The organism is Phycicoccus avicenniae (genome assembly GCF_050496545.1).
Taxonomy (GTDB): domain Bacteria; phylum Actinomycetota; class Actinomycetes; order Actinomycetales; family Dermatophilaceae; genus Phycicoccus; species Phycicoccus avicenniae_A.
In genome coordinates, this window is record NZ_JBNVZV010000012.1 from 71,361 (window position 1) to 83,954 (window position 12,594).

15 protein-coding genes and 1 tRNA gene are annotated in these 12,594 nt (G+C 74.9%); 13 read left to right on the top strand and 3 right to left on the bottom strand.

All coding sequences use genetic code 11. The annotated features are described in order from the left end of the window. Positions 1 to 8: 8 nt before the first annotated feature. Both murI and ACQZ2A_RS11780 read left to right on the top strand, forming a co-directional pair. Positions 9 to 836, top strand: coding sequence for a glutamate racemase (gene murI / locus ACQZ2A_RS11775; protein ID WP_430211107.1), 828 nt, complete (start codon positions 9 to 11; stop codon positions 834 to 836). Beyond that, positions 833 to 2,110 (top strand): MBL fold metallo-hydrolase, encoded by a 1,278-nt coding sequence (locus ACQZ2A_RS11780; RefSeq protein WP_430211110.1) that lies wholly within the window; start codon positions 833 to 835, stop codon positions 2,108 to 2,110. Before murI ends, ACQZ2A_RS11780 begins: the two co-directional genes overlap by 4 nt. 20 nt (positions 2,111 to 2,130) lie before the next feature. On the opposite strand, the gene ACQZ2A_RS11785 is transcribed toward ACQZ2A_RS11780, so the two are convergent. Continuing rightward, positions 2,131 to 3,228 (bottom strand): glycosyltransferase family 4 protein, encoded by a 1,098-nt coding sequence (locus tag ACQZ2A_RS11785; RefSeq protein ID WP_430211112.1) that lies wholly within the window; start codon positions 3,226 to 3,228, stop codon positions 2,131 to 2,133. Between the two features lie 80 nt (positions 3,229 to 3,308). Here ACQZ2A_RS11785 and rph point away from each other — a divergent pair, with 80 nt between their 5' ends. The 5 genes from rph to ACQZ2A_RS11810 all read left to right on the top strand — a co-directional run bounded on the left by rph (position 3,309) and on the right by ACQZ2A_RS11810 (position 6,941). Continuing rightward, the gene (gene rph / locus ACQZ2A_RS11790; protein WP_430211115.1) at positions 3,309 to 4,055 is read left to right on the top strand and encodes a ribonuclease PH; all 747 of its coding nucleotides are present in this window, start codon (positions 3,309 to 3,311) and stop codon (positions 4,053 to 4,055) included. Next, positions 4,052 to 4,699 carry an RdgB/HAM1 family non-canonical purine NTP pyrophosphatase gene (gene rdgB, locus ACQZ2A_RS11795; protein WP_430211117.1) on the top strand — a complete coding sequence of 216 codons (648 nt, stop codon included), beginning with the start codon at positions 4,052 to 4,054 and terminating at the stop codon, positions 4,697 to 4,699. Before rph ends, rdgB begins: the two co-directional genes overlap by 4 nt. Positions 4,700 to 4,704: 5 nt before the next feature. Continuing rightward, the gene (locus tag ACQZ2A_RS11800) at positions 4,705 to 5,577 is read left to right on the top strand and encodes a glycosyltransferase (protein ID WP_430211120.1); all 873 of its coding nucleotides are present in this window, start codon (positions 4,705 to 4,707) and stop codon (positions 5,575 to 5,577) included. A 99-nt stretch (positions 5,578 to 5,676) separates the two neighbouring features. Next, entirely contained in the window at positions 5,677 to 6,297 is a 621-nt protein-coding gene (locus tag ACQZ2A_RS11805) for a PIG-L deacetylase family protein (protein WP_430211123.1), read from the top strand. After that, complete coding sequence (locus tag ACQZ2A_RS11810) at positions 6,294 to 6,941, top strand: WbqC family protein (RefSeq protein WP_430211126.1); 648 nt, start codon at positions 6,294 to 6,296, stop codon at positions 6,939 to 6,941. Before ACQZ2A_RS11805 ends, ACQZ2A_RS11810 begins: the two co-directional genes overlap by 4 nt. A 16-nt stretch (positions 6,942 to 6,957) precedes the next feature. Here ACQZ2A_RS11810 and ACQZ2A_RS11815 read toward each other — a convergent pair whose 3' ends face one another. Continuing rightward, on the bottom strand, positions 6,958 to 8,046 hold the full coding sequence (locus ACQZ2A_RS11815; RefSeq protein WP_430211128.1) for a glycosyltransferase: 1,089 nt from the start codon (positions 8,044 to 8,046) through the stop codon (positions 6,958 to 6,960). Positions 8,047 to 8,090: 44 nt separating this feature from the next. On the opposite strand from ACQZ2A_RS11815, the gene ACQZ2A_RS11820 reads away from it, so the two are divergent. From ACQZ2A_RS11820 to ACQZ2A_RS11845, 6 genes are all read left to right on the top strand, one after another. After that, the gene (locus ACQZ2A_RS11820) at positions 8,091 to 9,353 is read left to right on the top strand and encodes a glycosyltransferase (protein ID WP_430211131.1); all 1,263 of its coding nucleotides are present in this window, start codon (positions 8,091 to 8,093) and stop codon (positions 9,351 to 9,353) included. Between the two features lie 7 nt (positions 9,354 to 9,360). Then, positions 9,361 to 9,445: transfer RNA gene (locus tag ACQZ2A_RS11825), tRNA-Leu, on the top strand. Positions 9,446 to 9,657: 212 nt separating this feature from the next. Further along, positions 9,658 to 10,338: a snapalysin family zinc-dependent metalloprotease gene (locus ACQZ2A_RS11830; RefSeq protein WP_430211133.1), complete on the top strand. Its 681-nt coding sequence runs from the start codon at positions 9,658 to 9,660 to the stop codon at positions 10,336 to 10,338. 159 nt (positions 10,339 to 10,497) lie between these two features. Further along, positions 10,498 to 10,977 carry a thioredoxin-dependent thiol peroxidase gene (bcp, locus tag ACQZ2A_RS11835; RefSeq protein ID WP_430211135.1) on the top strand — a complete coding sequence of 160 codons (480 nt, stop codon included), beginning with the start codon at positions 10,498 to 10,500 and terminating at the stop codon, positions 10,975 to 10,977. A gap of 2 nt (positions 10,978 to 10,979) precedes the next feature. Then, positions 10,980 to 11,240 carry a DUF3618 domain-containing protein gene (locus ACQZ2A_RS11840; RefSeq protein ID WP_430211137.1) on the top strand — a complete coding sequence of 87 codons (261 nt, stop codon included), beginning with the start codon at positions 10,980 to 10,982 and terminating at the stop codon, positions 11,238 to 11,240. A gap of 1 nt (position 11,241) precedes the next feature. Then, a complete protein-coding gene (locus ACQZ2A_RS11845; protein WP_430211139.1) occupies positions 11,242 to 11,577 on the top strand; it encodes a GroES family chaperonin in 336 nt (111 codons plus the stop codon). Here ACQZ2A_RS11845 and ACQZ2A_RS11850 read toward each other — a convergent pair. Next, positions 11,568 to 12,593: a glycosyltransferase gene (locus ACQZ2A_RS11850; protein ID WP_430211142.1), complete on the bottom strand. Its 1,026-nt coding sequence runs from the start codon at positions 12,591 to 12,593 to the stop codon at positions 11,568 to 11,570. The two genes, ACQZ2A_RS11845 and ACQZ2A_RS11850, sit on opposite strands and share 10 nt — an antisense overlap. Between the last annotated feature and the right edge of the window lies 1 nt (position 12,594).

Below are 12,594 nucleotides of genomic sequence, written 5' to 3' on the forward strand. Positions count from 1 at the left end.
TGGGTCGGGTGACCGACTCACCGATCGGGGTCTTCGACTCCGGCTACGGCGGCCTGACCGTCATGCGGGCGATCCTCGACCAGCTGCCCCACGAGTCGGTGGCGTACTTCGGTGACACCGCCCGGGCCCCGTACGGGCCGCGCCCCATCGCCGAGACCCGCGAGCTCGCCCTCCAGTGCCTCGACCGGCTCGTCGACCACGGCGTCAAGGTCCTGGTCATCGCCTGCAACACCGCGTCGGCCGCCGTCCTGCACGACGCCCGGGAGCGCTACGACGTACCGGTCGTCGAGGTCATCCGGCCCGCGGTGCGCCGGGCCGCCTCGGCCACCCGGGCCGGACGGGTGGGGGTCGTCTCGACCCTCGGCACCCACCAGTCCGGTGCCTACCTCGACGCCTTCGCCGCCGCCCCGCACCTCGACGTCACCTCCACCCCGTGCCCGCGGTTCGTCGAGTTCGTCGAGGCCGGCGTGACCGGGGGCGAGGAGCTGGTGCGGGTGGCACACGGCTACCTCGACCCGCTGCGCGAGCGGGGCGTCGACACCGTGGTGCTCGGCTGCACGCACTACCCGCTGCTCACCGGTGTCATCTCCTACGTCCTCGGCGACGACGTCACGCTCGTCTCGTCGGCCGAGGAGACGGCCAAGGACGTCTACCGCGTGCTCGCCGACCGCGGGATGCTCCGCGCCGACGACCTCCCGCCGCCCGGGCACGGGTTCACGACCACCGGCGACCCCGACGAGTTCCGCCGGCTGGCGGTGCGCTTCCTCGGGGTGGGCTCCTCGGTCGGCACCGTCTTCCCGTCGCCGCCGCTCGTCCGCCGGGAGGTGCTCGCGTGAGGCTCACCGTCGTCGGCTGCTCGGGGTCCTTCCCCGGGCCGGACTCGCCCGCGTCCTGCTACCTCGTCGAGGCCGAGCACGAGGGGCGCACCTGGCGCATCCTCCTCGACCTCGGCAGCGGCGCGCTCGGCCCGCTGCAGCGGCTGGTCGACCCCGCCGACCTCGACGCCGTGCTGCTCAGCCACCTCCACCCGGACCACTGCGCCGACCTGCTCGGGCTCTACGTCGTGCGGCGCTACCGCCCCGACGGCCCGCTCCCGGCGAAGCTGCCCGTGCACGGCCCGGGCCCCACGGCCGCGCGGCTCGCCATGATGTACCACGGCCTCGAGGACGGCGGGATGGACGGCGAGTTCGCCTTCGCGGTCGTCTCGGACTCCGACCCCTTCACGGTCGGGCCGTTCCGCGTCACGCCGTACGCGGTGAACCACCCGGTCGAGGCGTACGGGTACCGGGTCGAGGCCGACGGCGCGGCGCTCGCCTTCACCGGGGACACCGACGACTGCCCGAACCTCGAGCCCCTCCTCACGGGCGCCGACCTCGCCCTCCTCGACTCCGCCTTCGTCGACGGCCGCGACGACGCGCGCGGCATCCACCTCTCGGGCTCGCGCGCGGCGGCCGCGGCGGTGCGGGCCGGCGGGGTGCGCCGCCTCGTGCTCACCCACGTCCCGGCCTGGAACGACCGCGAGGAGTGCCGGGCGCAGGCGGCGGCGCTCTGGCCGGGCCCGGTCGAGGTGGCCTCCGCCGGCGACGTCTTCGAGCTCGGTGCCGTTGCCCCGAACGCGTTCGGCGTCCCGGTCGACCGCGAGGCCGGGATGCGGATGTGGGCCGAGTACCGGGCGGCGCGCCCGGGGCTGCCACCCGAGGACGACGTGTACGTCGACCACTTCGGGGACGGTCCGCGGATCGCCGACGAGCTGCTGGCGTACATCACCGACGGCCCGAAGCGGGCGACGGCCGGGCTCGTGGCCTCCTACGAGCACGACGGCGACGCCCTGCCGCGGGTCGGCTCGCACTGGGTCGCCTGCGACGGGTCCGGGCGACCGCGCGTCGTGCTGCGCTCGACCGAGCTGCGGGTCGGGCCGCTCTCCAGCGTCGACGAGCAGTTCGCGTGGGACGAGGGCGAGGGCGACCGCTCGCTCGCGTACTGGCTCACCGAGCACCGCCGCTTCTTCGGCCGCGAGTGCGAGCGCATCGGCATCGCGCTCACCGACGACCTCGACGTCTGCTTCGAGCGCTTCCGGGTGGTCTGGCCTCCCGAGCACGCCGACGACTGAGGGGCGAGCGGCGGGGCCGGTCAGGAGGGCGCGACGATGCCGCGGGCGCGCAGGACGCCGTCGAGCTCGGTCCACATGTGGTCGGCGTTGAACCGCTGCTCCACCGACCGGCGCGCCGCCGCTCCCAGCCGCCCGCGGCGGGCCGGGTCGTCGCGGAGGGCGAGGAGGGTGGCGCGCCAGCCGTCGACGTCGCCCTCCCCGACGAGCACCGCGGTGTCGTCGTCGGTGAAGTAGTCGCGCATGGCGCGGGTGCCGGTGACGACGACCGCGCAGCCCGAGGAGGCCGCCTCGAGCGCCACGGACGAGCCCGTGGGGTAGGCGAGGTCGCGGGTCGGCACGGCCACGACCTGCGCGCGCCGGAGCATCTCGCGGTAGGTCGGCAGCGGCACGGTGCCGTGCACCCGCACGTTCGGCGGGAGGTCGAGGCCGGCGAGGTTCTCGGGCCTGCACACGACGTCGAGGGTGAGGTCGGTGCCGCGGACCGCCTCGACGAGGGTGGCGTAGTCGCGGCCGCGGTCCTGCCCCACGGCGAGCAGCTCGATGTCCCGCTCGCCCTCGCCCGGTGTGTAGAACCGGTGCGAGACACCGTAGGTGACGGGGAAGAGCCGCTCCTCGGGGATGCCGAGGTCGACCAGGGTCTCGGTCTCGTGACGGGACAGGTGGGTCACGAGGTCGGCGCCGCGCATCCGTCGGCCCAGCCGGTCGCGGGTGTCGCGGTCGGCGGTCCGCACGTCGTCGGCGAGCCAGCAGGACCAGACGACGAGCGGCGTCGACCGGAAGGGCGGGAGCCCGAGGCCGCGACCCAGGCCGGCGAGCATCCCCTCGCGCTCGAGGAGGGCGAGGACGAGGTCGGCCCGGCGCACGGCGCCGAGCGAGCGGACGGTGCGCTCGACCGGCATGCCGGTGCGGTGCTCGAGGACGTCGCGGACCTTGGCGAACGGCGCGCCGACCGGCGCGGGTGGTCCGGCGAGGAGGTGGCCGCGGGAGGCGAGGACGTCGACGCCGTAGGGGAGGGCCGCCGGCACCTCCCCGCGCTCGAAGCGGGTGCGCCAGGTCGCGAGCGGGTGCTCGGTGAGCAGGAGGGTGCGCGTCACCGGCCGGTCCACGTGCGTCGCCACGGTGGCGAGGGTAGCCGCCGCCCGGCGACCCCGCGGCCCGACGCGGAACGCCGTCCACCCCCGCGGATAGCCTGACCCCCATGACGCGACACGACGGACGCACCGCCGACCAGCTCCGCACCGTGCGGATCACCCGCAACTGGCTCGACCACGCCGAGGGCAGCGTCCTCGTCGAGTTCGGCCGCACCCGGGTGCTGTGCGCCGCCTCGTTCACCGAGGGCGTGCCGCGCTGGCTCAAGGGCCGCGGCACCGGCTGGGTCACGGCCGAGTACGAGATGCTGCCCCGCTCGACCAACACCCGCAGCGACCGCGAGTCACGCCGCGGCAAGGTCGGCGGCCGCACCCACGAGATCAGCCGGCTCGTGGGGCGCTCGCTGCGCGCCGTCATCGACACCTCCGCTCTGGGGGAGAACACGATCGTCCTCGACTGCGACGTGCTTCAGGCCGACGGCGGCACGCGCACGGCGGCCATCACCGGTGCGTACGTGGCGCTCGCCGACGCCGTCGCCGACGCGAAGGCGCGCGGGCTGGTCGCGGCAGGCGCCGAGCCGCTCACCGGGTCGATCGCGGCCATCAGCGTGGGCGTCGTCAAGGGCGAGCCGGTGCTCGACCTCGACTACCCCGAGGACTCCACCGCCGAGACCGACATGAACGTCGTGATGACCGGCGACGGGAAGTTCGTCGAGGTGCAGGGGACCGCCGAGGGCGTGCCCTTCGACCGCGAGCTGCTCGGTCGCCTGCTCGACCTGGCCACGACCGGATGCGCCGAGCTCACCCGCGCGCAGGCCGCCGCCCTCGACGCCCCCGCCCGCGAGCGCGTGCAGTGACCCGCCGCGTCGTCCTCGCGACCCGCAACGAGCACAAGGTCCACGAGCTGCGCCAGATCCTCGCCGGCCTGGTCGACGAGCTCGACCTCGAGATCGTCTCCGCCGCCGAGGTCGACGGCCCGGACGTCCCCGAGACCGAGGTGACCTTCCTCGGCAACGCGCGGCTCAAGGCCGTCGCGCTGGCGGAGGCCACCGGGCTGCCGTCGGTCGCCGACGACTCGGGGCTGGCCGTCGAGGTGCTCGGCGGCTCGCCCGGGGTGTTCTCGGCCCGCTGGTCGGGATCGCACGCCGGGGCCGGGGCGCCGAGGGCCGACGTCGACCGGGCGAACCTGTCGCTGCTGCTCGAGCAGGTGGCCGACGTGCCCGACGAGCACCGCGCCGCGGCGTTCGTCTGCGCCGCGGTCGTCGCGATGCCGGACGGGCGCGTCGAGGGTGTGGAGGGCCGGGTCGAGGGCGCACTCGGCCGCGAGCCCCGGGGCACCAACGGCTTCGGCTACGACCCCGTCTTCCACCCGACCGGCGACACCCGCACGCTCGCGGAGTACACCGACACCGAGAAGAACGCGATCTCGCACCGCGGCAACGCCTTCCGCGCCCTGGAGCCGGTGCTCCGCTCCCTCCTCGCCGCGGACCCGCAGGCCTGACGCCGATGGCCGCCGCCCCGGTCTGCTCGGTCGTCATCCCGGTGTACAACGGGGCGGCGACCATCGGGGAGCAGCTCGCGGCGCTGGCCGACCAGACGTACACCGAGCCCTTCGAGGTGGTCGTCGCCGACAACGGGTCGACCGACGACCTCGGCGCGGTGCTCGACGCCTGGCGTGACCGGCTCCCGCTGCTCCGGCGGGTCGACGCCTCCCGGGCCCGCGGTGTCTCGGTGGCCCGCAACGAGGGGGTCCGGGCCGCGGCCACGGACCGCATCCTCGTCTGCGACGCCGACGACGTCGTCGACCGTGACTGGGTGCGGGCGCTGGCGACCGCCCTCGACGACCACGCGTTCGTCGGCGCGGCGCACGAGACCGAGAGCCTGTCCGGGCGGTCGGCGGCCTGGGTGCCGGTCGACTCGCCGTCCACCGGGCTGCCCGTCACCTGGGAGGGACGCCCGTACGCGCTCGGCGGCAACTGTGCGTTCCGCCGTGAGGTGTTCGACGACGCCGGCGGCTACGACGAGGACTTCCCACCCGGCGCCGAGGAGATCGACTTCGCGTGGCGGGCCTTCGACGCCGGCCACGTCGCCGTCTACGTCCCGGAGGCGGTGCTGCACTACCGGATCCGGACCGACCTGCGCGGGGTGCTGCGCCAGCAGTACGACTCCGGGCGCGGGACCGCGACGGTGGCCGCGCGCGTGCGCCCGGCCGGTCTGGTGCCGAAGTCGCTCGCCCGCCGGGTGCACCACGAGCTGCTGCTGGTGCGCCGGTTCCCGTGGCGGGGGAGCGCGGACGATCGCCGCTCGTGGCTCGTGCTCATGGCCTTCGAGGCCGGCAAGCTCGTCGAGGCGCGCCGGCTCGGGGTACCCGCGCCCTGACCGGCCGGCGGCGCGTCGCATCCGGCCGTCCTCCCGGCGGGCGCGCGCCATCGGTGCGAGGATGACCGTGCTCACGGACCGGCCGGCGAAGGGATGCACGTGAAGCGGCTCGTGGTGGCCCCGCACATGGACGACGAGTCGATGGGCTGCGGTGGCCTGATGGCCAAGTACCCCGACGAGTGCGTCGTCGTCACCGTCACCGACAGCGGGCCGGTGCGCGCCGCCGAGCACGACCGGGCGATGGAGGTCCTCGGCGTCACCGTCACCCGCAACCTCGGGTTCGAGGACGGCGTGACCGGCCAGCACATGACCGAGCTGGTCGGCGCGCTCGACGCGGTGATGGGGGAGGTGCGGCCCGACGAGCTCTACCTGCCGTTCCCGTCGCTGCACCAGGACCACATCGCGGTGTACGAGGCCGGGATGCGGTCCTCGCGCGTCTCGATGTCGGCCGACCACTGGTTCCCCCCGAGCGTGCTGGTCTACGACATCGCCGCCTACGACGTGAACCTCTACCCGTCCGACCTGCGCTGGAACGTCTTCGAGGACCTCACCGAGGAGCAGGTGACGAAGAAGGCGCTGGCCTGCACGGCCTACCAGTCCGAGATCCCCACCGACATCCACCCGATCAACTCGGTCAAGCAGCTCGCGGCGGCCGCCGGGCTGGTGCGGCTGATGGCCTACGCCGAGCAGTACGCGCTCGTGCGCCAGGTGCGCCGGTGAGGGTCGCCATCCACCAGCCGGACCTGCTGCCCTGGACCGGGTTCTGGTTCAAGATGGCGCACACGGACCGGTTCGTGCTGGCGGTGCACGACCAGCTGCAGAAGCACTGGGTGCAGCGCCGGGTGATGATGCGCGACTCGTGGGTGACGCTGCCGCTGGTCGGCAAGCCGCACCTCGTGCCCATCAACACCGTCGAGGTCAAGCCGGGCTGGCAGGAGCACCTCGTGCGCTCGATGGAGGGCCGGTACCGCAACGCGAAGCACTGGCGCACGCGGGGGCTCGAGGTGGTCGAGCTCGTGCGGTCGGTCGAGACCCACAACCTCGCCGAGATCAACGTCGAGCTCATCCGGGGGGTGCAGCGGATGCTCGGGATCGACGCCGAGCTCGTCGTGACGGACCCGCCGCAGCAGGCCGGGCTGGAGCGGGTGCTCGAGGTGCTCCAGGAGGTGGGGGCCACGTCGTACCTGTCGGGCACCGGCGCGCGCGACTACATCCGTGACGAGGGCGAACGACGTTTCGCCGAGCTGGGCATCGAGCTGCTGTGGTCCGAGCACGAGAAGACGACCGGCGACTCCATCGTCACGGTGCTCGTCGACCACGACGACCCGATGGAGGTCGTCCTGCGCCGCCACGCCCCGGCCTGAGCCGGCCGGTCCACCCTCAGGGGCGGCGGAGTCGTCGCGCGCGGCGCAGTGCCGCGCCGGCCACGCTCCGGGCGCCCACGTACACGGCCCCCGCCCGGCCGTATCGCGGTCCGCGGGAGGCGTAGTGCGACAGCGTCGTCGACTCCGGGAGCACGGACGGCGACCCCTCCGCCGTGATCTCGGCGAACGCGCGCCCCAGGGCCGCGCGCACCGCCTCGGCCGAGTGCCGCTCCAGCACCCGGGACCGCCCGAGCGCCACCTTCGCGTCCAGGGCCGTCCGGTCACCGTCGAAGGCGTCCATCGCCGCGAGCGTCGCCTCCGACATCCCGACGACGTCGCTGTCCAGCACCACGGACGCCACGTCGTCGGTCAGGTACTCCTTGGCGCCGTCGCCGGTGAACCCCACGACGTAGCAGCCCGCGGCCATCGCCTCGGCCCCCGGCAGCCCGAAGCCCTCCCGCTCGGCGCCGAAGAGGAAGATCGCGGCACGGCCCAGCTCCTCGGCGACCTGTGCCTGGGTCATCCCGTCGATGAGCACGATCTCCCAGTCCCGCAACCGTCCCGAGCGCCGGACCAGCTGCACGGCCCCGATGAGGTCCTCGCGCCGGCGCCGCGGCATCAGGGCGATGCGCCGCTCCTTCTCCAACGGCACGAACCACCGCTCGATCTCCACCGGCACCGCGTGCACGGGGAACCCGGGCGGGCAGGCGTGCTCGAGGAAGGTGACGATGGCGTCGGACACCCCGAGAGCGCAGGTGGCCTGCGGCCAGCCGGGGTAGTCGCCGGGGACGTCGCGGGTGAACTCGGCGTCCATGAAGACGAAGTCCATGCCCTGGCACAGCATCACGTGCGGCACACCGGGGTTGAGGTCGCTCCAGCGCCCGCCGCCGGTCTCGGGCATGACGATGACGTCGCCCGCCGCGAACGGCAGCCGCAGCCCCGTGTCGACCGGCGCGGTGCTGCCCCAGTCGGGGTAGGCGAAGCCGGGTGTGCCGTGCCAGACCCGCGCGTCGTGCCCGAGCGCGACGAGGTGCTCGACGTAGTTGTAGATGACCTTGATCCCGCCGCTCGGCGTCGGGAGGTCGGGCGCCATGACGCGGATCACCCGTCCACCGTACCCATCGGGTCGCGGCCCGGTATGAATGACGGGTGCCCCCGTCCCGTCGCGTCGTCGTGCTCACCGGTGCCGTGCCCTTCGACGCGGTGCCGCACGCCGGCGGGCGCTACCTGGCGCGGCTCGTCGACCACCTGGCTGCCGACGGGCCGGTGACGGTCGTGGCCCCCTCGACGCCGGCCTCCCGCGACGCCGCCGGGCGCCCGGGCGCGCCGGAGGACCTCCTCCTCGTGGGCGGCGCCCCCGGGCGCACGCTGCGGGACCGGCTGCTCGGCCGCGCGGTGGCGCTGGCCGAGCGCTGGTGGCGGCCTGTGGACCCGGGGATGCCGTCCCTCGCGCTGGTCGCCGACCTGCTCACGGCGGGTCCCGCGGCCCGGGCGCTGCGGACCGCCGACGTCGTCGACCTCCAGTGGTCCGAGCAGGCGCGGCTCGCGGGGCTCGTGCGCCGGGTGGCGCCCGGGGCACGGATCGTCGGCACCTTCCACGACGTGCAGTCCCAGCTGTTCGCCCGCGAGCCGTCGGCGACCGCGGCCGGTCGGCTCGCCTGGCGGTTGCGCGCGACCCGCGCGCGGGCCCACGAGCGCCGGGCGGTGCGCCGGCTCGACGTCGTGCTGGTCTTCAGCGACAAGGACGCCCGCCTGTTGGGCTCGCCGCCGACCGCGCGGGTCGTCCCGCCGCCGCTGGCGCCCGAGCGTCCGGTCCGCCACGCGGCCTCTCCCACCGACGTGGACGGGGCCGGCGGGCCGCGTGTCCTCCTCGTGGGACACCTCGCACGACCGGAGAACGACGACGGCGCCCGATGGCTGCTGAAGCACGTGTGGCCGTCCGTGGGCGCACGGGTGCCGGGCGCCCGCCTGCGCCTCGTCGGCGCCGGAGCGGGTGCGGAGCTGGTCGCGGCCGCAACCCGGGCGGAGGCCACCGTCACGGGGTTCGTCGACGACCTCGACGCCGAGTACGCCGCCGCGGCGTGCTGCGTCGTGCCGGTCCGCACCGGGGCCGGGGTGAAGTTCAAGACGGTGGAGGCTCTGGTCCACGGTGTCCCGGTCGTCTCGACGCCGGTCGGCGCGGAGGGCATCGGCGAGCCGTCGTGGTTCGCCGGGCTGACGGCCGACCCCGGCGCCTTCGCCGACGCCGTGGTGGCGGTCCTGGCGGATCCGCGAGGCGCGCTGGAGCGGGCGGCGGCCGTGCAGGACCTCGCCGTCGCCGCGTACTCCCCGGCGGCGTTCGCGGCGGCGCTCGACGCCGCGTACGGCCGTCCGGGTGCCGCGCCGGCGGGTGGCGGCGCGCCACTACAGTGAGCCCCGCGCGCGAGTGGCGGAACTGGTAGACGCGCCAGATTTAGGTTCTGGTGCCTTCGGGTGTGCGGGTTCGAGTCCCGCCTCGCGCACCACGGTCCGGGGCCCCAACGGCGGGTCAGGAGCACCTCTGGGACACGCCCGGTGTTCGTCAAGGGACCCGACAGGGTGGTCAAAGACTCCGTCAAGTCGGTCAGGACGCGTTGCGGCACAGGGGGAGTCCGTGATGACGGTGGAACAGGGCCACACATCGGCCCCGTCCGGCACCGGTCCGTTCCGGTGCAGTCGACCCCTCCAAGGAGACACCGTGAAGATCCGCAGCACCGTCCTCGGCGCCCTCGCCGCGACCGCGGCCCTCGCCGTCGGCCCCCTGGCCGTCGCCCAGGCCTCGCCCGCCCCGGCTCCCTCGACCAGCGGAACGTCCGGCTACACCCCGAGCTCGTCCGACGCGGCGCAGAACGCGCGCCTCCAGGCGATCGTGGACAAGGCGCTGGCCAAGCGCGAGAACGAGCAGCAGAAGGGCATCGACCGGCGCGTCGCGGCGACGACGATCTACTACTCCGCGAGCGGCGCCCCGTCGTTCCAGACCGAGATCTCGCAGGCCGCCCAGATCTGGAACTCCTCGACCAACAACGTCAACCTCGTACCCACCTCGGGCAGCGCCAGCCTCTACTACAGCGAGGGCAACGACCCGCGCGGCTCCTACGCCCAGGTGTACGGCCCCGGTGACGGCGACGTCTTCCTCGACTACGCCCAGAACCAGCAGTACGACAGCCTGCGGGTCACCGCGCACGAGACCGGTCACGTCCTCGGCCTGCCGGACAACTACTCCGGCCCGTGCAGCGAGCTGATGTCCGGTGGCGGCCCCGGCACCTCGTGCACCAACCCGTACCCGAACGCCCAGGAGAGCGCCACGGTGGACGCGATCTTCGGCGGTGGCTTCGCGGCCTCGCCGTTCGGCGCCGCGGCCTTCTCCGGCACGCGCTGACCGGGACCCGGCGCCACCAGGGGCGCCCGCGACGACCCTCCGCGTCGCGGGCGTCCCGCCGCGTCCGGACCCGGTGACCCGGCGCACACCGCGCCGGCGGCCCTGCACGGTAGGTTGGCGGGAGCCAGGCACCCCGAACCGACGGCAGGAGAGCAGCAGATGAGCGCGAGGCTCGAGGCCGGCGACGCCGCCCCCGACTTCACCCTTCCCGACGACACCGGGACCGAGGTGACACTCGGCGACCTGCGCGGCCGCAAGGTCATCGTGTACTTCTACCCGGCGGCGATGACGCCCGGCTGCACCAAGCAGGCCTGCGACTTCAGCGAGTCCCTCGACTCCCTCGACGGCCAGGGCTACACCGTGCTCGGCATCTCCCCGGACAAGCCCGAGAAGCTCGCCCGCTTCCGCGAGAAGGAGGGCCTGACCATCACCCTCCTCTCCGACGCCGACCGCGCCGTCATGGACGCCTGGGGCGCCTTCGGCGAGAAGAAGCTCTACGGCAAGACCGTGCAGGGCGTCATCCGCAGCACCGTCGTCCTCGACGAGCAGGGCACGGTCACCCACGCCTGGTACAACGTCAAGGCCACCGGTCACGTCGCCAAGCTGCGCCGCGACCTCGGCCTCGACGGAGGGGAGTGACGATGCCCGACGCGTCCATCGCCTCGTTGGAGGCCGAGGTCGTCGCCCGGCGCGAGCGCCTGGCCCGCACCGTCGACGAGCTCGTCGAGAAGGCCACCCCGAAGGCCATCCTGCGCCGGCAGACCGAGGCCGCCAAGGCGCGCTTCGCCGACGTCGCCCAGACGCCCGAGGGCGAGCTGCGTGTCGAGCGGCTCGCGGCGGTCGTCGCCGTCGTCGCGGTGGTCGGCGGGGTCCTCGCCTACCGCGCGCTGCGCCGCCGCTGAGGTGACCTCGTCGCGCGGGCGCTCGCGCCTGCCCATCCGGATGCTCCACGACCGCGTCCTCGTCAGCCTCGAGGGTGAGGCGGGGGAGCGGCGCTCGGGGGGCGGCATCGTGATCCCGGCGACGGCCAGCGTGGGGAAGCGGCTCTCCTGGGGTGCCGTCGTGGCCACCGGACCGAACGTCCGGCAGGTCGAGACCGGCGACCGCGTGCTCTTCGACCCCGAGGAGCGCGCCGAGGTCGAGATCGGGGCCAAGGACTACGTCCTGCTGCGCGAGAAGGACATCCACGCCGTCGCCGCCGAGCGCGTCGACGAGGGCAGTACCGGCCTCTACCTCTGAGGGCCGCCCGCGCGGCGCGCCTCACCCTCCAGCTCGACGTCCTTCTGCGCGCGGTACGCGCGCTGCTGCGGGCTCCCGTGGCGGCGCCCGGCCCGTGCGGCGGCCTCCACGGCCAGCGCCACGACCCTCCCCGCCGGTCGGGTCGGCAGGACCGTGAGCAGGCGGTCGACGACGCTCCCGAGCCGCGCCGCGGACGCGTGGGTGGGCATCGTGGCCGCCAGGGCGCCCACCGCCCCGGACCAGGCTCGCGCGGCGGCCCCGTGGGGGCGCGGTGGCGCTGCCGTGACGGTGTCGGGGTGGCGCTGCGCGAAGAGCACCTCCGAGGCGCCGCTCACCCAGGCGCGGGCGACCTTGGTGCGCGCGTCGGCGGGGGCGCCGCGGTGCGGCAGGACGAGGTCGGGGTCGACGACGAGGCGCACGCCGTGCCGGTGGAGGCGCAGGCCCAGCTCGGAGTCCTCGCGGTAGGAGAAGTCGGCGTCGTACCCACCGACGGCCTCGAGGACGTCGCGACGCACCGACGTGTGGGCGGCCCAGTGCCGCCACACCTCGGCCTCCGGGGCGGCGAGGACCCCGGCCACCGACCGCTCGGTCGCGGCCCGCCCGTAGGCCCGCGCGTAGGGGCCGTCGGGCAGGACGTCGCGGGTCGGGCCGACGACGCCGACCGGCTCGTCACCGACGTGGTGCGCGAGGTGCCGTCGGACCATGTCCGGGGCCGGCGTCAGGTCGTCGTCGCAGCGGATGACCACCCGGCCGCGTGCCGCCTCGGTGCCGGCGTTGAGGGCCGCCGCGACCCCGGTCGAGGCGGCCCGGTGGACGACGACGAGGGGCAGCTCGCGGGGGGCGTGGGCGAGGGCGGCATCGGTGGCGGCGTCGGGGCCGTCGACGACGACGACGACCTCCCAGGGCTCGTCCACCCGCTGGGCCGCGAGCGCATCGAGGAGGAGCGGGAGCCGGTGTGCCCCACGGTGGGTGGGCACGACGACCGTGGCGGCGGGGGCCTGCTCGCGCGGCTCCATG